Here is a 21,273-nt window from a genome sequence, read left to right as displayed (position 1 = left end):
GACCGTGGACCGGCCGATGCGGTCGTCAGACGCGGGTCTTCCCGACGGCGGTCCCGGCCTCGGCCCCAGTCCCGGTCGCGGCCTCGACCCTGGCCTCGGCCTCGGACCCCGTCACCACGGCGGTGCAGCTCCCCGCTCCCGTCTCGGTACCGGCCCCGGCCCCGGCCATGGCCTCCGCCCCGATTCCCCCGGAGGGCTCCCCCGCCGGGAAGGCCGCCGGTACAGGATCGGCCGGTGCCGGTGCCGGTGCCGGTGCCGGTGCCGGTGCCGGTGCGCGCTCGGCCCGCTGAACCGGCACCGCCGTCGCTCCGTCCCTTCGGGACTCCGCGGGGCCGGCCGGCAGGCCCCGCATGAGCAGCCAGTACCCGAGCGCCGCCACGGTCCCGATGACCGCGCACGACGCCCACAGCCAGGCGGCGCCGAAGCGGTCGATGACGTAACCGGCCATCAGCGGGGCGATCAGCGCGGCCGCCGACCAGGAGAGGGTGTGGACACCCTGGTAGCGGCCGCGGCCGTGCACCGGCGAGAGCCGGACCACCAGGCCCATCTGGGTGGGGGAGTTGACGATCTCGGCCAGCGTCCAGACGACGACCGTCAGAGCGTAGACCCCGAGCGAACCGGCGAACGCGGTGAGACCGAAGCCGTATCCGGCGAGCAGGGCGGAGACGACTAGCAGGCGCTGCGGGTCGCGGTGCTCGATCAGGCGGGTGACCGGGATCTGGAGGGCGATGATGAGCACGCCGTTCAGGGCGATGACGAGGCCGTAGTCCGAGGGCGACCAGCCGTCCATGCCCATGGCGACCGGCAGGGCGACCGAACTCTGCATGAAGATCAGGGCGAGCAGGAAGGACAGCCCGACCACGCCCATGTACCGCCCGTCGCGCAGTACGGTGCCGAGGCCGATCTCCGGCTCGGCGCTGCCGGCCGAGGTGTCGCGCTCCGGCCGGGACTCCGGCAACTTGACGAAGACGACCACCGCGCAGACGAGGGTGAGCGCGGCCTCGCCGAGGAAGCCGGCGAGGTAGCTGTACTCGGCGATGAGACCGGCGCACGCGGAGGAGATCGCGAACCCGAGGTTGACGGCCCAGTAGTTGAGCGCGAAGGCGCGCACCCGGTCCTCGGGCCGGACGATGTCGGCCATCATCGCCTGTACGGCCGGGCGTGAGGCGTTGCTCGTCATGCCGACGAGACCGGCGACGGCGGCGATCGCCACCGGGTGCTCCATGAAGCCGAGCAGGGCCACGGAGGCGGCGGTCGAGGTCTGGGAGATCAGCAGCGTGGGCCGCCGTCCCAATCGGTCGGCCATGACCCCGGCACCCAGTGACGACACGACACCGCCGAGCCCGTGCAGGGCTGCGACGAGTCCGGCGTACGAGGCGGAGTAGCCGCGCTCCAGCGTGAGGTACAGGGCCGTGAAGGTGGCGACGAAGGCGCCGAGCCGGTTGACCAGCGTGCTGGTCCACAGCCACCAGAACGCCCTGGGCAGACCCGAAACGCTCTCCTTCGCGGCCCGTTTGAGCGCGGCTACGGTCATACGGGCATCCCCCGGGATTTTGTAAGTGGCGCAATGACGGTCGGCAACTTACCGGCGGGCCTCTGTGGAAGGCCAGCGAATTGTCGGCGGACGTCCGTCGTCGGCCGTGCCGGGCGTCGATTAGGCTCGGCCACATGGCCGACGCGACGTACAAGCTGATCCTCCTCCGCCACGGCGAGAGCGAGTGGAACGCGAAGAACCTGTTCACCGGCTGGGTGGACGTCAACCTCACCGAGAAGGGCGAGAAGGAGGCCGTCCGCGGCGGCGAGCTGCTCGAGGACGCCGGTCTGCTGCCCGACGTGGTGCACACCTCCCTCCAGAAGCGAGCCATCCGCACCGCCCAGCTCGCGCTGGAGGCCGCGGACCGCCACTGGATCCCGGTGCACCGCTCCTGGCGGCTGAACGAGCGCCACTACGGCGCCCTTCAGGGCAAGGACAAGGCCCAGACGCTGGCGGAGTTCGGCGAGGAGCAGTTCATGCTGTGGCGGCGCTCCTACGACGTGCCGCCGCCGCCGCTCGACGACGACAACGAGTTCTCCCAGGCGCACGACGCCCGCTACGCGGCGATCCCGCCGGAGCTGCGCCCGCGCACCGAGTGCCTCAAGGACGTCGTCGTCCGGATGCTGCCGTACTGGTACGACGCCATCGTCCCCGACCTGCTGGCCGGTCGCACGGTCCTCGTCGCCGCCCACGGCAACAGCCTGCGCGCCCTGGTCAAGCACCTGGACGGCGTCTCCGACGCCGACATCGCGGCCCTGAACATCCCGACGGGCATCCCGCTCGCCTACGACCTGGACGCCGACTTCAAGCCGGTCAACCCGGGTGGCACCTACCTCGACCCGGAGGCCGCGGCGGCGGCTATCGAGGCGGTCAAGACTCAGGGCAAGAAGAAGTAGTCTTCACTTCCCCGGCCCCCTACCTGCGACTCTCGCCGGTAGGGGGCCTGCTGCTGTGCCCGGGCCGTCCCTGGGCCGTCAGACTTGGGTGATGTGGCGCGTCAGTCGGACACGCACCCGGAAGGCGACCGGGAAGCCCACGGCCCAGGCGGCGGTCTGCGGGACGGGCGACCAGAGGGGCGGCGCGGCCACGGAGCCACCGAGCGACGGCAGCGACGCCGGGTTCGGGGCGATGGTGATGCCACGCGGCCCGGTGAACACGAGCCGTTTGGTCACGGGAGGACCGTCGGCGACCTTCCACGGCAAGGTGATCCCGACGGCGGGAACCGCTGCATGTGGGCCCGGAGCGCACCGGCGACAGGGCCGGGGCCGCGGGGCGGCGACGTCACGGGCCGTCAGCCGCCCGCTGCCGCGCAGGTTCGCCGGGGCGGCGGGCGCTGCGCCGGGTGCGGGCGGGACGTTCTCTTTGACAGGTCCCGGTAGCGGGCGCACCCTGGAAATGCCCTGAAAGTCTGATTAATTCTCTTTGGTCGGAGGTGCATGGGAATGCGCCGTAGGATCGTAGCCGCTTTGTCGGCAGGGGTCGCGGGGCTCGCACTCGGTGTGATGCCGGCGACCGGGGCGTACGCCGCGAACCAGGTCACGGCTGATCGTGGTTGTTCCGACTGGAGGGGCGGGGGCTGCGGTCACTACAACGACTACCGCGACTACCGGCACCACGATCGGTACTACGACCACTACTACTACGACCGGTACTACTACGACGACTTCAACAGGAACTTCAACGACGTCGTGGTGATCCTCGTCGCCGCGAGGTGAGCGCGGCAGGCGGCGTGAGCGGCACCCGAACCGCCCCTCTTGCCGGGGCGGTTCGCTGCTAGCGTGCGCGGATGACCGTGCGCCTGGAGAAGATCACACCGGACAACGTGAAGGCCGCGCTGCGGATCCGGGTGCGCCCGGAGCAGGAGAGGAACGTCGCGCCGGTCGCGGTCTCGCTTGCCGAGGCATATGCCTGGGGCGACACGGCATGGCCGCGGCTGATTCTCGACGGGGACCGGCCGGTGGGCTTCCTCATGGCGTTCGTCGCCATACCGTGGAACCCGGCCGAGACCCCGAGGACCTGCGCAGCGGTCTGTGGCGGCTGAACATCGCCGCGGACGAGCAGAGTCGCGGCTACGGGCGCTTCGCCGTGCGCGCGGTCGGCGACGAGATCAGGCGGCGCGGCGGTGATCGCCTCTTCACGACCTGGGAGCCCGGGGAGGCCGGGCCCGGGGCGTTCTACTCGAAGCTCGGCTTCCGGACCACCGGCGAGACCAGCGGAGGCCAGACCGTCGGCGTACTGGATCCGGCTGACGCCCCCTGAGGGCGCGTGCCGCTCCCGGGGGTCCACGGCCCCGGCTGGTCCCAGGGTCCCAGGCGCCGGCTGGCGGTGCGGCCCGGCCGTCGGCCCGGCGGCGCGGTCGGCGGCGGCGCGGCCATGCGGCCCGACGCCCCGGCCCCGCGGGCCCGGTTGTCCCCTGGCCTCCAGAGCCGCCAGCACGTCGGCGGTCACCTGGAGCGCCTTGTCGGCCGGCATCGCGCCGAACTGGCGTATGTCCTCCTGGAGAACGGAGCCGAGCGGCCTACCCTCCACGTACTCCATGACGATGTACGGCATCAGGGTGCCGTCCTCCGCGGAGCCGCCGAACGTCACGGCGTCCTCACCCGTGTCGAAGACGGACACGATGTTCAAGTGGGACAGCTTGGCGACGGCCTGGGCCTCGCGGCGGAAACGCTCGCGGAAGGACTGCTCCCCGCTCCCGCCCCCGTGGCCGAGCCCCCCGGGGCCCGGGGCCGAACCTCACCCCCGGGGCCCCGGCCGCTCGCCGCCCGGCGCCGGCTCAGTCGACCTCGGCGACCGCCTGCGCGAACTGCGCCGCGTACAGCCGCGCGTACGCACCCCCCGCCGGCAGCAGTTCCTCGTGCGTGCCCTGCTCGACGATCGAGCCGTTCTCCATCACCAGGATCACGTCCGCGTCCCTGACGGTGGAGAGCCGGTGCGCGATCACGAACGACGTGCGGCCCTGCGCGAGCCGGGCCATCGCCTTCTGGATCAGCACCTCGGTGCGGGTGTCGACCGAGCTGGTGGCCTCGTCCAGCACCAGGATCGCCGGGTCGGACAGGAACGCCCGGGCAATGGTGACCAGCTGCTTCTCACCGGCGCTGACACCGGACCCCTCGTCGTCGACGACCGTGTCGTAGCCGTCGGGAAGGGTCCGCACGAAGCGGTCGGCGTGGGCCGCCCGCGCCGCCTCCTCGATCTCCTCCCGGGTGACCTCGCGGGAGGCGCCGTAGGCGATGTTCTCCGCTATCGTGCCGCCGAACAGCCAGGTGTCCTGCAGCACCATCCCGATCCCGGCGCGCAGGTCGTCCCGGGACATCGCGGCCGCGTCGACCCCGTCCAGGGTGATCCGGCCGCCGGTCACCTCGTAGAAGCGCATCAGCAGATTGACCAGTGTCGTCTTGCCCGCCCCGGTCGGGCCGACGATCGCGACCTTCTGGCCCGGCTCGACCGTCAGCGACAGATCCTCGATCAGCGGCTTCAGCGGGTCGTACCGGAAGGACACCTTCTCCAGCGCGACCGCGCCCCGCGGTTCCCCGGGGCGGGCCCCGCGGACCGGGTCGGCGGCCTGCTCCTCGGCGTCCAGCAGGTCGAAGATCCGCTCGGCGGACGCCACCCCGGACTGCACCAGGTTCGCCATCGACGCCACCTGCGTCAGCGGCATCGAGAACTGCCGTGAGTACTGGATGAACGCCTGCACGTCGCCGATCGACAGCGTGCCGGACGCGACCCGCAGTCCGCCGACGACGGCCACCAGCACATAGTTGAGGTTGGACACGAAGTACATCAGCGGCTGCATGACGCCGCTGCCGAACTGCGCCCGGAATCCCGCCTCGTACAGCGCCTCGTTCTGCTCGGCGAACTCCTGCGCCGACTGCCCCTGCCGCCCGAAGACCTTCACCAGCGTGTGGCCGGTGTACATCTCCTCGACATGCGCGTTGAGCCGGCCCGTGGACTGCCACTGCCGGACGAACTGCGGCTGGGAACGCTTGCCGACCCTCGCGGCCACCGCCACCGAGAGCGGCACGGTCACCAGCGCGACCAGGGCCAGCAGCGGCGAGATCCAGAACATCATCGCCAGCACACCGACGATCGTCAGCAGGGAGTTGATGAGCTGGCCCATCGACTGCTGCATGGTCTGCGAGATGTTGTCGATGTCGTTCGTCGCCCGGCTCAGCACCTCACCGCGCCTGGCCTTGTCGAAGTACGACAGCGGCAGCCGCGCCAGCTTCGCCTGCACGTCCTCGCGCATCCGGTACACGGTCCGGTTGATGACCCGGGTCGACGCCCGCGTCGACACCAGCATCAGCAGGCCCGCGGCCGCGAACACCGCGAGCGCCACGAGCAGCACCCCGCCGACGGCCGTGAAGTCGATGCCCCGGCCGGGGGTGAAGTCCACCGCGGACAGCATGTCCGCCAGGCCTCCGTCACCGCGCTCACGCAGCGCCTCGACGGCCTGGTCCCGGGACAGCCCGGCCGGCATCTCCCGCCCCACGACGCCCGCGAACACCAGATCGGTGGCCTTGCCCAGGATCCACGGGCCGGCCACCGACAGCCCCACGCCCAGCACCCCCGCCGTGACCATCAGCCACAGGGCCCCCTTCTCCGGCAGCAGCTGCCGCAGCAGCCGCCGCCCCGAGCCCCTGAAGTCCATGCTCCGCTCGCCGGACTGGCCCATCATCATGCGTCCACCAGGACCGGCCATCAGGCAGCCTCCGCCTCTGTCAGCTGGGAGAGGACGATCTCCCGGTACGTCTCGCTGCCGTCCATCAGCTCGTGATGGCGGCCCGTGGCGACGACCCGCCCCTCGTCGAGGACCACGATCCGGTCGGCGTCGCGGATGGTCGCCACCCGCTGCGCGACGATCACGACCGTCGACTCGGCCGTCTCCAGCGCCAGAGCGCCGCGCAGCGCCGCGTCGGTCGCGTAGTCCAGCGCGGAGAAGGAGTCGTCGAACAGATAGATCTCCGGCCGCTGCACCAGCGTGCGCGCGATCGCGAGCCGCTGCCGCTGGCCGCCCGACACGTTCGTGCCGCCCTGGGCGACGGGCGCGTCGAGCCCGCCGTCCAGCTCCCGCACGAAGTCCGCGGCCTGCGCGACCTCCAGCGCCCGCCACAGCTCCTCGTCGGTCGCCTCCGGATTCCCGTAGCGCAGGTTCGTCGCGACCGTTCCCGAGAAGAGGTACGGCTTCTGCGGCACCAGCCCCACGATCCGTGCCATCAGCGCCGGATCCAGCTCCCGTACGTCGACACCGCCCACGAGGACCTCGCCGCCGGTGACGTCGAACAGCCGCGGAACCAGCCCCAGCAGGGTCGACTTGCCGCTGCCCGTCGAGCCGATGATCGCGGTCGTCTCCCCGGGCCGGGCCACCAGATCCACCCCGTGCAGCACGGGCTGCTCCGCGCCCGGGTAGCGGAAGTCGGCGCCGCGGACCTCCAGACGGCCGTGCCGCGCCGTCTCGCGGACGGGGGCGAGCGGCGGCACCACACTCGACTCGGTCGCCAGGACCTCCGCGATGCGCTCGGCGCAGACCTCGGCGCGCGGCACCATCATGAACATGAAGGTGGCCATCATCACGGCCATCACGATCTGCATCAGATAGGCGAGGAAGGCGGTGAGGGCGCCGATCTGCATTCCGCCGCTGTCGATGCGATGGGCGCCGAACCAGACGACGGCGACGCTCGACACGTTCACGACGGTCATCACGATGGGGAACATCAGCGCCATCAGCCGGCCCGTCGCCATCGACACCTCCGTCAGTTCGGCGTTCGACCGGCGGAACCGCCCCGCCTCGTAGGCGTCCTTCACGAAGGCCCTGATCACGCGGTTGCCGGTGATCTGCTCCCGCAGGACCCGGTTGACCGTGTCGAGCCGCTCCTGCACGGTCCGGAACAGCGGCCGCATCCTCCTGACGATCAGCGACACCGAGACGCCCAGGACCGGCACGACCGCGAGCAGCACCGCCGACAGCGGAACGTCCAGGGACAGGGCCAGCACGATGCCGCCGACGCACATGATCGGCGCGGAGACCATCAGCGTGAACGCCATCAGCACCAGCATCTGCACCTGCTGGACGTCGTTGGTCGTCCGGGTGATCAGGGACGCTGCGCCGAAGTGCCCCACCTCGCGCGCCGAGAACGACTGGACCCGGTCGAACACCGCGGCCCGCACGTCCCGTCCGAGCGCGGCGGCGGTCCGCGCGCCGTAGTACACGGCCCCGATGCTGCACACGACCTGCACGAGGCTGATGCCGGTCATCAGCAGGCCGAACGTCAGGATGTAGCCGGTGTCCCCCCGTACGACACCGTTGTCGATGATGTCCGCGTTCAGCGTGGGCAGGTAGAGGGTGGCACTGGTCTGCAGCAGCTGCAGCGTCACCAGCAGGGTGATCGCTTGCCGGTGGGGACGCAGGAACGTCCGGAGGAGTCGTATGAGCACGGCTGTCTCTCGGTTCGGGGGCCTTCGCGGATTCGCCCCCATACTCCGGTACCGGGCCGCCGGGCGCCCAAGGGTTTTGGCCAAGCCCCGGTCAAGAACGCCCGCGTGGACGGCGTCCGGGCACCCGGCGTCCGCACCCCGCGTCCGGGCACCCGGACCGGGCGGGAGCGCAGGTCGCGCACGCCCCGGTCGGGGCGGACGGGCCGCTGGGAGCGGGTGGCGGTACGCGGAGGGGACCGGATCCCCCGGCGCGGACGCGAGGACCGGCCGCGGTCGGGCCGTCAACCGGCCGCAGCGGCAGCACCGGTCAGGGGTTGAACGCCCCCGGGTGGATCTGCTCGCGCGTCGCCGCGTACTGCTGGCGCACGGCCTGGCCGACGGCGAGCTCCTCACCCGCCTCGAAGACCTGCGCCGCCGCGCCCCGCCAGGACGGCGGGGCGTGCGGGGCCAGCGTCCCCTGCGCCGCGCCGAGCGCCCACGCCGCCTGCCGGGCCGCGCCCAGCGCCGCGTAGTCGGCCGGCTGCGGCACCACGACCTGCGCGGCGAAGATCGCGGGGGCGCCCGCCTGGACCGCCGGCAGCTCCGCGGCCTGCCCCAGCAGGAACACCCGGCGCACCGCCACACCCCGGCCGCGGAGGACGTCCAGCGCGTCCGCGAGCGAGCACAGCATGCCCTCGAACGCGGCACGCGCCAGATGCTCGGGCTTCATCGACTCGCGCCGCAGCCCGGTCAGGGTGCCCGCGGTGTGCGGCAGATGCGGGGTGCGCTCGCCCTCCAGATAGGGGAGCAGGACCAGGCCGGAGGCTCCCGGGGTGGACTTCATGGCCAGCGCGGACAGCTCGGAGAGATCCTCCACGCCGAGCATCTCGGCGGTGCCGCGCAGCGCCCGTACCGCATTCAGCGTGTGTACGACCGGCAGATGCATCCCGGTGGCGTCGGCGAACGACGTGATCATTCCGGAGGGGTCCGCGAGCGCCTCGTGGTGGATCGCCATGACGGAACCGGTGGCTCCGAGGGACACCACCGCGTCGCCCGTGCCGAGGCCCAGCCCGAACGCGGCCGCCATGGTCTCGCCGGTGCCGGCCGAGATCAGCAGGCCTTCCGGCGTCGTCCCGGCGGCGTCGGCCGGCCCCAGCACCTCGGGCAGCGCCGCCTGGTGGCCGAGCGCGAGCTCGACGAGATCGGGGCGGTACGAGCCGGTGCCCGCGGACCAGTACCCGGTCGCGGACGCGGCACCCCGGTCGGTCGTCCGCCGCGCCGGCCGGCCCAGGAGCTGCCACACCAGCCAGTCGTGCGGCTGGAGCACCAGCGAGGTGCGCCGGGCCGCCTCCGGTTCGGTCCGCGCCAGCCAGCGCAGCTTCGACACGGGCAGCCCGGCCTGGGGCACGGAGCCGACGGCCTCGGCCCACGCCTGCCGCCCGCCGAACGCCTCGACCAGATCGGCGGCCGCGGCCTGCGCCCGCTTGTCGTTGCCGACCATCGCGGGCCGCACCGGCGCGCCGGACGAGTCCAGCGGAACCAGTCCGTGCTGCTGCGCGGACACTCCGATGGCCTGCACACCTTCGAGCAGCCCCCCGGCGGCGGCCTCGCCCAGCGACAGCAGCCACGCCTGCGGATCGACGTCCGTGGCCTTGGCCTCGACGGGATGCGGCGCGTACCCCTGGCGCAGTACGGCGCCCGTGTCCGCGTCGCAGACGACGATGCGAGTGAATGCGGACGAACTGTCCAGCCCGGCAACTATCCCCATGCCCTGAGATTCTGCCGCACGCACGGCACTCCCACCGCCGAGGGCCGTCGAACGGAGCGGGGGCCGGACGGGCCGCGCCCGCGGGCGCCGCGCGCGGCCGGGGACCGGGGAGCCGGCGCGTCGTGCCCGGCGCCGTCCGGCCCGCCGGCACCGGCGGCCGGGTCAGCCGCCGGATCGGGAGACGGCCCGCGCGCAGGACCGGGGGAGCCTGGTACCTCCCGGTACGCCCGCCTCACGAGGTGAGCCCCGCGCCGGTGGGCGCGGGGCTCGGGCCTGCACGGAACCGGAGCTCGGCGCGGACGACTAGGTATTGCTCGTGCCCCAGTCGTCCTCGCCGCCCTGACGCCGTTCCCGGAGCGACCGCACCCGCTCGGCCACCGCGTCGGGCATCCGGTCGCCGACCTTGTCACTCACCACGTGCAGCGCCTTGCCCGCCATCTCGCGGCCGGACAGCGCGGCGGACTCCGCCGCGTTCCGCACGGCGGGGTTCTGCGCGAACTCCCGTGCCGCCTTCTTCATCTGCTCGTAGCGCTCATGCCCGGCCCGGGCGCCGAGCACGTATCCCACACCGAGTCCGGCCATGAACGTGAGCCGGTAGCGCATGGCTGCCACCCTTCGCAGGCGCCGACACCGACGCCGATTCGATACGGACCGTGAGGCTGTGGTGCTCGCCTACCCGCACGGCCCCGAGATCACCCTGCGATCACCCCGGGCGCCGCCCGGAGCTCACCGCGTGGTCACCGGGGGGAACCGATTGGCGGAGCACCCCCCTGCTTGCGCTAATGTATGTGTCGCAGCGAGCGAGCGCCGCCCGGGAACGCCCGGGGTGGGTACGTTCGGTGCACACGCGGCAATCCCCTGTAGCTCAATTGGCAGAGCAGCCGGCTGTTAACCGGCAGGTTACTGGTTCGAGTCCAGTCGGGGGAGCGCGATCCCCTGTAGCTCAATTGGCAGAGCATTCGGCTGTTAACCGGAGGGTTGCTGGTTCGAGTCCAGCCGGGGGAGCGGAAGCGGAAGAGGGACCCCTCGGGGGTCCTTTTTCATGTCGCCGCCCGGGGAACCGCGCGGGCAGGCATCACCGTCTCCATGATCGTGGCGTTGCCGACCATCCGAAGCAGGAGATCGTATGAGCGGCTATGCTGCGGCAGACGGCGCGCACATGTGTGCGCGACGCGCCGTTGGGGGCGGTAGCTCAGCCGGTTAGAGCAGCGGACTCATAATCCGTCGGCCGTGGGTTCGAGTCCCACCCGCCCCACCACAACAGTGGTGTGCAGGATCGTTTCTACCTGCGAAAACGCGAGAACGGGGGGCACCACTCGTGGGTGGCGACCCCCGTTCACTCCCTCAGGCCAAGATCCAGGGTCCCGTTCAAGGGACCCGCGCCGCATCCGAAATGCCGGTTTGGCTGGCCAAACTCTCAGGGGTCGCTGCCGGGCCGGCGCCACCGTGATGCGATCGTCGGGCGTGCAGCCGGCGGAGTCGGCCGGGGAGCGGCTTGCCGCCGGAGCGGACAGCTTCTCGCTCTCGTGGGCACTCGCCCGGGGTCGACGCGCACTTCGCCATCCATCTGCGGCCGACGCTCGGCCGGCGATCATGTCGGGCCGCCGCGGCGTCGCGTGGCCGTCGCCGGCACCCCGCTTGCGGACTGCGTAGCGCTTAACAGTCGTGCGAATATGACGCTGCCGGTGTATGCCGCTGATGTAATCATGGCTGCTGTCACTTCCGGCGCACCCCGGCGGCGAGCTGGTCGCGCCAGCCCTCCAGGCGGTGGAGTGGGTGCTGACCGAGGTTCTCGTCGATGCCGTAGATGGTCGACCGTTCGGCGGCGATCTCCCTCTCCACGGGGGCCAGGGCGCCCGTGAGGTCGCCGTTGCGCTCCAACTCTCTGGCCAGGGAGGTCCGCACGATCAGCAGGTCGCTCTGCCGCGTCGGACCCAGGGCCTCCACGTCAGCGAACAGGGCGGTCAGCCGCCGGACCGCCTCGGCCGTCTCGCCGTTCGCGCTCAGGAAGCAGGTGAGAAACCGCCGCTGCTCGTGGGTGTCGCGATGGTCGGGTCCGAGCGCCCGGGTCATGTCCTCGACGAGGACTTGCGCGTCGGCGATCGCCCCGGGCAGGTCCCCGGCGGCCCGGCGATGCCGGACCACAGAACCGCGTGCGGACAGGGTGTCGGGGTGGTCCGGCCCGAACTCCGTCGTACGGTCGGCCACTCCCACCTCGGTGAGCCGCAGCGCCGCCGGCCGGGTCGCCTTCCCTGGACAGCCAGAACGCCGGCTGCTCCCGAGCCCGCAAGGTGTCCGGGTGCCGGCACCCAGCGTTCGGACCAGGAAGTCGAGGTACTGCTCCGCCTTCGGCCCCGCCAGCGCCTTCGGCCGCTGCCAGTGCCGGAACCGCCGCTTTGCTCGGTGTTCCAGTACAACTGGTACAGGCCCACCGGAGACCCCTTGCGGCGCAAGCTGGTCAGCAGGTTGGCCGGGACCGGATGCTCCGGTGCCCTGGCAGGATCGGCACCCTCGTCGGTGACCGACAGGTGTCCCTCCTCGTCCACCTGTATCAGGCCCGCCAGCAGCAGCTCGGCCGCTGCGGCCCGGTCGGTGCGGCTCGGGGACCAGGCCGTGGCGAGCGCGTGGTACGGGTCGATCTCCATCGCGTCCAGATGCGCGGCGGCGGCCCGGTCCGCACGGGCACGGACCCGCCACCGTACGGCCAGGACGACGTACACTCCCGCCGCGACCGCCAACGCCAAGTCGAACAGGGTACGTTGGCTCATGGGCGGCGTTCGTCTCCCCGGGCGGCCGTCAACAGGACGGCAGATTGGTGTACTTGTCGGGGTTCCCCGCTCTGTGGCGTATTTGTGTCCGCCTCCCGCTTGTTCCGGGAGGGTTCACGCGAGCGGGGGCCCGCCGAAGCCGGCCCAAGGGCCGAGGCGCTCACGTACCGGTCTCCTTGGCCACGTCCCACACCCGCGCCCCGTCGTCGTACCCCACGGTGACGAGCAGCGGCGGGCCCTCGGGTGGCCGGACCTGGCACACGGCGCGCACCCAGCCGTGGCCGCTGATCAGGCCGGCGAGGTCCATGCCCAGGTCGCCGACGCGCTCGCCCGTGAAGGGGTCCCAGACCGCGGTGCCCGGGCCGTCCCCGCCGGCGACGAGGACCGTGCGGTCCCCGGCGTCCGCCTGGCACAGGGCGTACACGGGCCCGGCGCCGGCCGTGAGCGCCCGTGCCTCCTGGGGCGCCTCCAGATCCCACAGCCGCACCACCCCGTCCCGGCCGGCGGTGGCGAGCAGTGTGTGGTCGCTGTCGGAGACCTCGCACAGGGTCCACACGACCCCCTTGTGCGCGGTCAACTCCAGGTCCGCCTGCGTGGACTCGGGGTTCCACACGAGCACCGTGCCGTTGCCGTGTCCGGCCGCGATGAGCGTCCGGCCGCCCGTCCGTACCTGGCACAGGGCGAAGATCCACCCCCTGCCGCGACCGGTGTCGATCGCGCGCACCAGCCGGCCGTCACTCGGGTCCCACAGGCGTACGGTGTGGTCACGGCCTGCCGAGGCCAGCAGTTCACGTCCGGAGACCCGCACGGTGCACAGCGCGAACACCCAGCCGCGGTGACCGGTGAAGGAGGCCACCAGCTCGCCGCGGTCCTCCAGGTTCCAGAGTCGCACGACCCCGTCCCGGCCACCGGACGCCAGCAGGGGCGTACCGTCCACGCGGACCTCGCACAGGGCACGGACCCAGGTGCGCGAGTTCACAAGGACGGCCACGTCCTCGCGGGCGGCCGGATCGCCGAGCCGGATCTCCTTGCGGTGCCCGGAGTACGCCACGAGTCTCCGGCCGCCGACCGTGACCTCGCAGGCCGCCTCGAACATCGGCCGGTACCGGAACCTGCCCCCCGTCCGTCGCCGGACCACCCACACGACGATCGGCAGGACGATCCCCGCCATCACACCGACGATCAGCATCTGCCCTCCAATTGGAGTGCCCGGCGCCTTCCGGGCACCGCAACGGCCGTATTCGCCTGGGACTTGATCCTCTCGGGCGCAACGGACCATGAGGACCGTGGTGTTACGTAGATCGGCTACGTAATCTCCGCACTCGTCACTCCCGCCGGACGAGCGTTGTCCTGCCCGCGGCAACCGGGGCCATCCCCGCGGGTACGGCGGCTCGTCAGCGGCGGGGCGTGAGATCGTGGACCCGAACTTCGCAGGTTGTCGGTGGCGTACTACAGGATGTGCGGGGGCACCACCTGTTGCGGGGGGCATGAGGGCATGAAGACGGAACAGATACCGCTGATCGGCAGAGAGGCGGAACTCGGGCGGCTCGACCGGCTGTTGGCGGACCTGGTGGGGGACACGGGCGGCCGCACGGCGGTGCTGGACGTCAGCGGCGAGGCGGGCATCGGCAAGAGCCGGCTGGTCCACGAGCTGTGCCTGCGTGCGGCGCGGAGCGGGGCGGCGGTGCTGCGCGGCCGGGCGACGGAGTACGAACGCCACATCCCGTTCCAGCCGTTCACCGACGCCTTCGCCGACCTCGACCCCGAGGTGGTGGAGTCCTTTCCGGCCGCCGCCGAGGTCGCACCGGTGATCAGCGGCACCCCGCGCCGCGCGGACCGCTTCGGCCTGCACCGGGCCACCGCCGCCCTGCTGACCCACGCCGCCGCGTCCCCGCTGGTCGTGGTGGTTGACGACATGCACTGGGCGGACGCCGCGTCCCTGGAACTCCTCGACCATCTCGTACGGCATCCGGTGCGCGCCCGCGTCCTGCTGGTCGTCGCTCGCCGCGACCGGCAGAGCCCCGCCCCGCTCGCCGCGACCCTCACCCGCGGCGCCGGCACCGGTGCGGTACGGCGGATGGTCCTCGGGCCGCTCGGCGAGCGGGAGTGCGTCGAGTTGGTCACCCCCGGCCTGGCCCGCGACGCGGTCGTACGGCTCTTCGCGGCCAGCCAGGGCAACCCGCTGTATCTCCTGGCCCTGCTCCAGGCGCACCGCGAGGGTGCGTCGGTCAGCCGGCTGTCCACGACCGGGCTCGGCGCGGTGCTGCTCGACGAGCTGACGCCGCTGACGCCCGCGCAGCGTCGGCTCGTCGACGTGGCGGCCGTGCTGGGCGACCACGCCACGCCCGCCCTGCTCGGTCCGGTGACCGGCCGCGAGCAGGCCGACCTGGCCGCCGACCTGGCGGAGCTGACCCGCCGCGACCTGCTGCGCACCGGCCAGCACGGGCGGATCGCGCTGCGGCACCCCGTGCTGCGCAGCCTCGTCCACGACGGCACCGACCCCTGGCTGCGCACGGAGACCCACCGGCTTGCCGCCGCCGAACTCGCCCGGGTCGGCGCCCCGCTGGCCGAGCGGGCGCACCACGCCGAGCGGTCGCTGTCCGGCTGGGACCCGCAGACGGCGGCCGTGCTGACCGAGGCGGCCGAGCAGGCCGCCCACACGGCGCCCGCGAGCTGCGCGCACTGGCTGGAGGTAGTGCTCCGGCGTCTTCCGCACACACCGGAACACGCCGCCCGGCGCCGCAAGTTGATGTTGCGGCTAGCCCGGGCGCTGGGCGCCTGCGGGAAGCTCGATCGAAGTCGCGACCTGTTGCACCAGGTGATCGCCATGCCCGACCCGGGCGACGGGACGGGGTCGCGGGCGTCCGCCGTCGTGCTGTGCGCGGTCATGGAGCGTCACCTGGGGCGCTATTCGGAGGCGGTGGCCCTGCTCCGCCGCGAACTGCACAGCGATCCGCCCCCCTCGCCGGCCGACCATGTCGCCCTGGGCATCGAACTGGGGTCCTCCGCCCCGCACGACACGTCGTACTCGACCGTGCGCTCCGAGGTTGCGCGCACCCTGGAGGTGGCCCGCTCCCTCGGGGACGAGACGGGCGTGGCGGGCGCGCTGGCCGTCGCCGCGCTGGGGGAGGCGTACGAGGGGGAGACGGCCGCGGCCGACAGCCTCGCCCGGCAGGCGGCGGCATTGGTGGACTCGCTGCCGGACGGCGACCTCAACAGCCTGTGCGAACCGCTGGCCCGGCTTGGCTGGGCCGAGGCGTTCCTGGACCGCTTCGCCGACGCCGAGCGGCACGCCGACCGCGGTCTGGCCATCGCACGCCGTACCGGCCAGCTCTATCTCCTGCCCCACTTGCTGCTGTGCAAGGCGCACGTACGGATCCAGACCTGCCGGCTCGCCTCCGCGGTGGAACTGGCGGACGAGGCCGAGGACGTCGCCCGGGGCATAGGCAGCGACGAACTGCTCGCCTTCGTCCTCGCCACCAAGGCCAATGCCCTCATAGACGCTTGCCCGCCCGGTGATCCGCTGCCCCTCGCCACGGCCGAGGAAGCGGTGGCCGCGGCGGGCGTGGGCGTCAACTGGTGGGCCTCCATAGCCTGGTGCATGCTCGGCCATGCGGCGCTCATCGCCGGCGACCCGGCCCGGGCACGGGACGCGGTCCTGCGGGCCGGCGGTCCCGGCCTGCGGAGGCTGCAGCCCTCCATGCGCCCGCTGTTCCTGGAGATCCTGGTGACCGCTGCCGTCGCCGACGGCGACACGGAGGCGGTCGGGGAGTGGGCCCGGCGGGCCCGGGACGAGGCCGAGCGGCTCGACCTGCCCGTGCAACGCGCCTCCGCCATGCGCAGTATGGCGCACGTGCACCTCAGCCTCGGTGACAGCCGAGCGGCGGCGGACCTGTTCGCCCAGGCGGCCGAGGAGAGCGCCCGCTGCGGGGCCGCGTTCTGGGAGGCGTACTCCCTGCTCCTCGGCGCCCCCCTGCCGGCGGCGGACCCGGACGGTCCGCGGCGCGGGCAGGACGCCTGGCGCCGGGCCCAGCGGATCGCCGCAGCCGGGGACTGCCGGATGCTGACCGGCCTGGCCGAGCTGGTCCGCCCCGCGGTGGCCGAAGCCACCGACGCCCCCGAGCGGCGGCTCGCCGAACTCACCGCCCGCGAACGGGAGATCGCCGACCTCGTCGCCGAGGGCCTCACCAGCCCGGCGATAGCCGACCGGCTCTGCCTGAGCCGCCGCACGGTCGAGACCCACATCTCCCGGATCTACCGCAAGACGGGGGTCTCGTCGCGGGCCGCGCTGGTCGGTCTGATGGCGGGACGGGCGCCCGGGCGCCCGTTCAGCGGGTGAGCCGACCTTCACGACCCCGGTGCCGACCACCACGGGCTTGCCGCCGTTGACGGCGACGCTGTCGACCGTGAGGTCACCGGCGGTGGCCGCGGCGTGGGCGGGCGGAGCCGCGAACGTGGCTGCGGTCAGGGCGCAGGAAACGGAGACGGCGACTGTACGCGTGCGCATGTGAACCCCCGGCGGTGTGCGGCGGACGGGGCACGGACGTATCCGTGTCAGGGCGGAGTTGCGAGACTGCCGGGCGGTCAGTCTTCGAGGGGCAGGCCCTCCATCAGGGCTCGCGCACGCGCTCCGTTGCCGTGCAGCACGGTGCCGTCGCAGGCGGGCAGGTCGGCCGAGACCTTGGCCAGATCCTTCTCGGCGATGTAGCCGATGGGCTTGTCACCCTTGTCGGTGAAGTCACCGGCGAGGCCGGTGCCATGGCTCGTTCCCTCGGCCACCACCCTCTTGCTGTCGAGTAGCACGCCGTACCAGCGGATCGGATTTCCCGCCCTGTCCTTGCCGGAGCACACCACGGACACCTTGTCGCCGCGCAGCGGGTGGCAGTTCGGCTTGAGTGGCGTGCCTCCGCAGGTGTCGTTCGCGCCGACCTTGATCTCCTTGCAACTGGCGTCGTCATCGCCGTCGCAGACGACCGGCATGATGTTCATGATCGGGGTGGCCTCGGTCGGTCCTTCGTGGACGGGTGTCCAGTCGGCCTCCACAGCCGTCTTGTGGATCTCGGGAAGCGCACAGAGTTCGATCTCCGCCGTACCGCCGAACTCGGTGTCCTCGACCGTTGCCGAGTGCTTGTCGGGACAGTTCTCTGAGTCCTGTGACGCGGAGTCGCCCGTGGCTCCCGCCGCGGCCGACGAGCCCTTGGCGCTGTCCTCCGTGTCCGCCCCCGAACCGCATGCGCCGAGGGCCAGCGCGAGGGCGGCTGCCCCGAAACCAGCAAGAAGGCGATCGCGCGTTGACATGAAGTGATCCTCTTTCCAGACCGGTGGCCACGTCTGATACGTCCGAGGCCGCTGACGCCAACGCTGTCAGGAACCGGCTCGTGGGACATCCGTAAGATCACGTACCTTCGATACGCAAGATCCGCAGAGGGGACCGTCCCGGCTCCGTCACCGAGCCGGTAGCGGCGCAGGACATCCTGGGCGGCCTGATGGGCCGACCCCTGTCGCACCGCGGCCACCCGCCGGCATCCGCCACAGGCCCCCTCCCGCACACCGCACCCGTGTCCAGGAAGTCGCCGGGAGCGGCCAGTTGGACCTTGATGCGCCGAGCGACGTCGGGGTGGCGTACTAGGAGATCGTCCAGAGCGTCAGCTCGGCGACGTAGTCGGGCCTGACCTCGTGGGGCACCACATCGGTGATCTTCAGCATGGCCAGCTTGCCGTCCGAGGTGACGGTGCACAGGACGGTGCCCTTGGTGAGCTCCGTCGTGAGCGCCTCGCCCTGGATCTCGGTCGCAAGGGCGTTGGTCTCGGTCGCGGACTTGCAGTCCTCCGGGGTGGCGCCGGTGCTCTTGCCCGTCGTGGTCACGAACTTCAGCTCGGAGACGCCGCTCCAGTGCGAGTACTTCAGCTCGCTTCCCGGTGCGATCTCGGAGGAACCCTGCCAGTCGGTCTTCGGGTCGGCCTTCGGGGCGTCCAGGTCGACGTGGGTGTAGGCGAAGTCTTGCGGTGCCCGGAGCGTGAACGGCTTCTTCTCGAAGACCGCCGTGTACGTGGCCTTGCCGCCCGTTTTTCCGCCGGCGGACTTCGACGTGCCCGGTGCCGGGCTGCTCGCCGTGGCTCCTCCCTTGGCCCCGTCGGTGCCCTTCCCGTCGGGGCGGGTGAGTGACCAGGTGACCCCCGCCGTCACGGCCACGGCCATGAGGACGGCGACAGCGGTCAGTCCGGTCCGCCGCCGCACCGGGGCGGGAGCCGGGGCCGGGGGAGGGGCGGTCGTGTGTCGCGGTGGCCGGGTCGGTGGTGCCGTCGGGGCTCCGAGCCCCGTGGCCGTAGACGCGTATGCGGGTGCCGGTGGGTGCTCGGCGGCCTGCTCACGGCGGGCGATCTCGGCCGCGATCGGCTCCGGCAGCCAGCCGGTGAAGTCCTGCGACCTCCGGCCCCCGACCCGCTCGCACATCTCGGTCAGCTCGCCCGGGGTGGGACGGGCGGCGGGGTCGGCGGAGAGGCACTGCTCCAGAATGCCCTGCAGCGGTTCCGGGTAGCCGGACAGGCTCGGCGGGCGAAGCTCGGTGTTGGCGATCTTCGTTGCCAGTGTGATGGCCCCTCCGTCGCCGTACGGGTGGCGGCCGGTCGCCGCGACCGCCGCGACCAAGCCCAGCGAGAAGATGTCGGTGGACGGGCCGAGGGGCTGCCCGTTGGCGTGCTCGGGCGACATGAACTGCGGGGTTCCGATCAGCCCGCCACTGCGGGTGAGCTGAGTGGCGTCCGCCGCCCGCGCGATCCCGAAGTCGATCACCGACGGCCCCTGCGGCCCGAGCAGGATGTTGCTCGGCTTCAGGTCGCGATGGATCACTCCGGCCGCGTGCACCGCGCGCAGCGCCTCCGCGGCGCACCCCATGAGCTGAAGGGCCGTCGGCAACGGCAGTGGCCCGTACGTCGCGAGCGCGACATCGAGCGGTACGGCCGGCATGAAGGTGGTGGCGAGCCACGGCTCGACACCGGTCGTGTCGTGGTCCACCACCGGCACCAGGTGGTACCCCTGCACCTGCCGTGCGGCCCGGGCCTCCTGGGCGAAGCGGCGGCGGAACTCGTCGTCCTGTGCGTACTCCCGGCGGATCACCTTCAGGGCGACGGGCTGATTGCCCCGCGTGCGCGAGAGGTAGACCGTCCCCATGCCGCCCTCGCCGATCCTGGCGAGCAACCGGTATCCGGCGACCTCGCGCGGATCGTCGGAGCGCATCGGCTGCAAGTAGGCCATGTCGTCGGTGGTGTTGATGAGATCACTCTCCCCCAGTCGCGCCATCGGGTGAATGTTAGTAGTGATCACGTGAAGGTCGGATGGATTCCCTGGGAAACCGCTACAGGCGTATTGTCACGCTGACTTGACGGCGACTCAGTCACATGGGCACCCTGACTACGGAGGGTTAGTGGAGCGCAATCTGGCGGCTTCGGCGGACCGGGCCGATTACCTCGTCGACCTCTCCAACATCGCGCGCCAGACATCGATCGGCGGCCCCGGTGACCGCTCGCTGCACCGTCTCCGCCTGGTGCTCCAGGGCCTGGTCCGCCTCACCGGAGACCCCAGCGTCTCCGTCTACCTGATCGCCGACAGCAGCCTGCTGGGCGGGCAGAAGCACTTCACCGACCCGGCAGAGGCCCGCCTGCTGCGCCGCTGGGTCACGGCCGGGCTGGTCGAGGAGGTCGCCGACGCCGACGACCGGGTGCTCGAGATCGCCGGCATGACCGGCATCCAGGTCATCACCGGCGACTACTACGTCGACCATCGCCCCGATCACCCCTGGATCCAGGGCAACACCTGGCAGTTCCTCAAGCCTGAGCCCGGCCGCAAGGGGTCGGTCCGGCTGGTTCCGCTCGACATGGGAGTCCGTACCCAGGCGGAGATCTCCCGCAAGATGGAGCTCTCGGCCCTCAAGAAGCAGGGCCTGTTGACCTCTGCCCGGAAGCCGCTGACCGACGTGGTCACCCGGGCCTGGCGTTGCCCGGAAGCCCGCTGCTCGCTCTACAGCGTCCGCAGTGGCGGGCGGGTCCTCCTGCCCCGGATGCGACGTGGCGTGCCCACCTGCGAGCTGCACGGCACGCCCCTGCTGGACGACGGCCCGAGGCCCGGCGCGGCACAGCTGAAGGCCGTCATCGACGGTACCTGCGCGGCCCGTTACACACTGGACGAGGGTTCACAGACCGGCATCGGGCGCAATCCCGGCGAGGGCGGCATCGCGCTGCACGGCCTGCTGACCGCGGAGACCGCGGCGCGGGTCAGCCGTCGGCATGTGGTGGTCCAGGTCAAGGGTGGATCGGTTGTGGTCCGGGACACCAGCACCTACGGCACGCGGATGCGCAGCGCGGGCAAGCGGGGTGAGCTGGGGGCGTGGGAGCAGCTGCCCCCGGAGACCAACCGGCCCTTCCGTCCGGGCGACGAGCTCGAACTCGCCTCGGGCGTCGTGCTCACCCGCAGCGGCCGGCGCTTCCCCGCCGAACTCGCGGACGCATGGCGCGCGGAGGCCGTCCGGACGCCACTCCCGACGGCTGCCGTGGCGGTGACCCGGCTCCACTGATCCGGACCGACCGACTGATCAACCAACCGGCCGAGCCGTCAGAACGTGAAGCCCGAGTTCCTGGCCATGCCGGCGCTCATCTCGCACGCGTTGCCGTGAGTGGCCGACCAGCTGACCGGCTTGCCATCCCACACGCCGTCGCCGGTGACCGTGACCGGGCAGGAGATGGTTGGCCCGGGTCTACGCGTGGCCGTCGCCAAGCTCCAGGACCGGCAGGAGC

At 72.1% G+C, this 21,273-nt stretch carries 13 protein-coding genes, 3 tRNA genes and 3 pseudogenes; 8 read left to right on the top strand and 11 right to left on the bottom strand.

Features of this window, described 5'->3' with window-relative positions; genetic code table 11:
* Positions 1–25 precede the first annotated feature (25 nt).
* The gene (locus tag DDW44_RS06390) at positions 26–1,534 is read right to left on the bottom strand and encodes an MDR family MFS transporter (protein WP_108905819.1); all 1,509 of its coding nucleotides are present in this window, start codon (positions 1,532–1,534) and stop codon (positions 26–28) included.
* Between the two features lie 134 nt (positions 1,535–1,668).
* Here DDW44_RS06390 and DDW44_RS06385 point away from each other — a divergent pair, with 134 nt between their 5' ends.
* Positions 1,669–2,430: a phosphoglyceromutase gene (locus tag DDW44_RS06385; RefSeq protein WP_108905818.1), complete on the top strand. Its 762-nt coding sequence runs from the start codon at positions 1,669–1,671 to the stop codon at positions 2,428–2,430.
* A 240-nt stretch (positions 2,431–2,670) separates the two neighbouring features.
* On the opposite strand, the pseudogene DDW44_RS06380 reads toward DDW44_RS06385, so the two are convergent.
* Positions 2,671–2,825: pseudogene (locus DDW44_RS06380) on the bottom strand (site-specific integrase); the annotation flags it as partial.
* Positions 2,826–3,000: 175 nt separating this feature from the next.
* On the opposite strand from DDW44_RS06380, the gene DDW44_RS06375 reads away from it, so the two are divergent.
* Positions 3,001–3,249, top strand: a complete 249-nt coding sequence (locus DDW44_RS06375; protein WP_017945950.1) for a hypothetical protein — start codon at positions 3,001–3,003, stop codon at positions 3,247–3,249.
* Positions 3,250–3,320: 71 nt separating this feature from the next.
* Positions 3,321–3,793 (top strand): annotated as a pseudogene (locus tag DDW44_RS06370) (GNAT family N-acetyltransferase).
* A 117-nt stretch (positions 3,794–3,910) separates the two neighbouring features.
* Here the strand turns inward: DDW44_RS06370 and DDW44_RS33145 are convergent.
* From DDW44_RS33145 to DDW44_RS06345, 5 genes and pseudogenes are all read right to left on the bottom strand, one after another.
* Positions 3,911–4,222, bottom strand: a pseudogene (locus DDW44_RS33145) (serine/threonine protein kinase); the annotation flags it as partial.
* Positions 4,223–4,310: 88 nt separating this feature from the next.
* The gene (locus DDW44_RS06360) at positions 4,311–6,236 is read right to left on the bottom strand and encodes an ABC transporter ATP-binding protein (protein ID WP_108905817.1); all 1,926 of its coding nucleotides are present in this window, start codon (positions 6,234–6,236) and stop codon (positions 4,311–4,313) included.
* Entirely contained in the window at positions 6,236–7,969 is a 1,734-nt protein-coding gene (locus tag DDW44_RS06355) for an ABC transporter ATP-binding protein (protein ID WP_108905816.1), read from the bottom strand. The genes DDW44_RS06360 and DDW44_RS06355 overlap by 1 nt, the downstream gene beginning before the upstream one ends.
* 307 nt (positions 7,970–8,276) lie before the next feature.
* On the bottom strand, positions 8,277–9,716 hold the full coding sequence (locus DDW44_RS06350; protein ID WP_108905815.1) for an FGGY family carbohydrate kinase: 1,440 nt from the start codon (positions 9,714–9,716) through the stop codon (positions 8,277–8,279).
* A 303-nt stretch (positions 9,717–10,019) separates the two neighbouring features.
* Positions 10,020–10,319, bottom strand: coding sequence for a hypothetical protein (locus DDW44_RS06345; protein ID WP_017945027.1), 300 nt, complete (start codon positions 10,317–10,319; stop codon positions 10,020–10,022).
* 251 nt (positions 10,320–10,570) lie between these two features.
* Between DDW44_RS06345 and DDW44_RS06340 the strand changes: the two genes are divergently transcribed.
* The 3 genes from DDW44_RS06340 to DDW44_RS06330 all read left to right on the top strand — a co-directional run bounded on the left by DDW44_RS06340 (position 10,571) and on the right by DDW44_RS06330 (position 10,974).
* Positions 10,571–10,643 (top strand) — tRNA-Asn (locus DDW44_RS06340).
* Positions 10,644–10,648: 5 nt separating this feature from the next.
* Positions 10,649–10,721, top strand: a tRNA-Asn gene (locus DDW44_RS06335).
* A 176-nt stretch (positions 10,722–10,897) separates the two neighbouring features.
* Positions 10,898–10,974: transfer RNA gene (locus tag DDW44_RS06330), tRNA-Ile, on the top strand.
* Between the two features lie 458 nt (positions 10,975–11,432).
* Here the strand turns inward: DDW44_RS06330 and DDW44_RS06325 are convergent.
* Both DDW44_RS06325 and DDW44_RS06320 read right to left on the bottom strand, forming a co-directional pair.
* On the bottom strand, positions 11,433–11,924 hold the full coding sequence (locus DDW44_RS06325) for a hypothetical protein (protein ID WP_108905814.1): 492 nt from the start codon (positions 11,922–11,924) through the stop codon (positions 11,433–11,435).
* A gap of 720 nt (positions 11,925–12,644) precedes the next feature.
* On the bottom strand, positions 12,645–13,673 hold the full coding sequence (locus DDW44_RS06320) for a WD40 repeat domain-containing protein (RefSeq protein WP_167455475.1): 1,029 nt from the start codon (positions 13,671–13,673) through the stop codon (positions 12,645–12,647).
* Between the two features lie 306 nt (positions 13,674–13,979).
* On the opposite strand from DDW44_RS06320, the gene DDW44_RS06315 reads away from it, so the two are divergent.
* Positions 13,980–16,823, top strand: a complete 2,844-nt coding sequence (locus DDW44_RS06315; RefSeq protein WP_208647941.1) for a helix-turn-helix transcriptional regulator — start codon at positions 13,980–13,982, stop codon at positions 16,821–16,823.
* Between the two features lie 245 nt (positions 16,824–17,068).
* Here DDW44_RS06315 and DDW44_RS06310 read toward each other — a convergent pair whose 3' ends face one another.
* Together DDW44_RS06310 and DDW44_RS06305 are read right to left on the bottom strand one after the other, a co-directional pair.
* Positions 17,069–17,782 carry a hypothetical protein gene (locus tag DDW44_RS06310; RefSeq protein WP_108905812.1) on the bottom strand — a complete coding sequence of 238 codons (714 nt, stop codon included), beginning with the start codon at positions 17,780–17,782 and terminating at the stop codon, positions 17,069–17,071.
* Between the two features lie 327 nt (positions 17,783–18,109).
* Positions 18,110–19,783 (bottom strand): serine/threonine-protein kinase, encoded by a 1,674-nt coding sequence (locus DDW44_RS06305; RefSeq protein ID WP_279634799.1) that lies wholly within the window; start codon positions 19,781–19,783, stop codon positions 18,110–18,112.
* A 124-nt stretch (positions 19,784–19,907) separates the two neighbouring features.
* Here DDW44_RS06305 and DDW44_RS06300 point away from each other — a divergent pair, with 124 nt between their 5' ends.
* Positions 19,908–21,053 (top strand): FHA domain-containing protein, encoded by a 1,146-nt coding sequence (locus DDW44_RS06300; protein WP_108905811.1) that lies wholly within the window; start codon positions 19,908–19,910, stop codon positions 21,051–21,053.
* The last annotated feature ends 220 nt before the right edge of the window (positions 21,054–21,273 follow it).

It is taken from the genome of Streptomyces tirandamycinicus, from assembly GCF_003097515.1.
Taxonomy (GTDB): Bacteria; Actinomycetota; Actinomycetes; order Streptomycetales; family Streptomycetaceae; genus Streptomyces; species Streptomyces tirandamycinicus.
The sequence above is the reverse complement of the archived record's forward strand: the minus strand, read 5'-3'. Positions and strand labels throughout refer to the sequence as shown.